Here is a 473-nt window from a genome sequence, read left to right on the forward strand (position 1 = left end):
AGAACGAAGTCTTCCGCATTGGCGACCGCGTTCGCATCATGACCGTGAACGGGACAAGCCGCGTTACTCGTTAAGGGTAAGGTTGCAGGCAAAGAAAAACCCCAGCCGGGTGACCGGTTGGGGTTTTTTGTTGGAGAAAATCCGGGACGTCAGGTGAACATCTGGATATCGTCAAGGGTGTCTTGTACGGCACCACTCAGAAACGGTGATTTTGTTTTTGCTTGTTGCAGTGCTGGCGAAATTTTCGCCATGTCCAGCTGACCGAAGCGCCGCGCGATCTGGCCTATCGCAATGATGGCAGCTGACGCGATGTCCTCGTCGTCATTACTCACGTACCGGAGGCAGGTTTCTTGTGCCCACGTAGCGTCTGCCTCGTTAAGGCCGATGGATATTAACGCTTCTGTGACCTTGCTTAGCTCGTTAGTGGTGAGGAAGCTGATAGCTTCATCGTGACTCAAAGACGGGTCGTGATA

The 473-nt window shown here is 53.1% G+C and carries 1 protein-coding gene; it reads right to left on the minus strand.

Annotated features, from left to right (window positions below):
- Positions 1-149: 149 nt before the first annotated feature.
- The coding region (locus JV201_RS05970; protein ID WP_257903294.1) for a hypothetical protein at positions 150-473 on the minus strand (324 nt) is incomplete at its 5' end.

The organism is Pseudomonas sp. Colony2 (genome assembly GCF_019382755.1).
Classification (GTDB): Bacteria; Pseudomonadota; Gammaproteobacteria; order Pseudomonadales; family Pseudomonadaceae; genus Aquipseudomonas.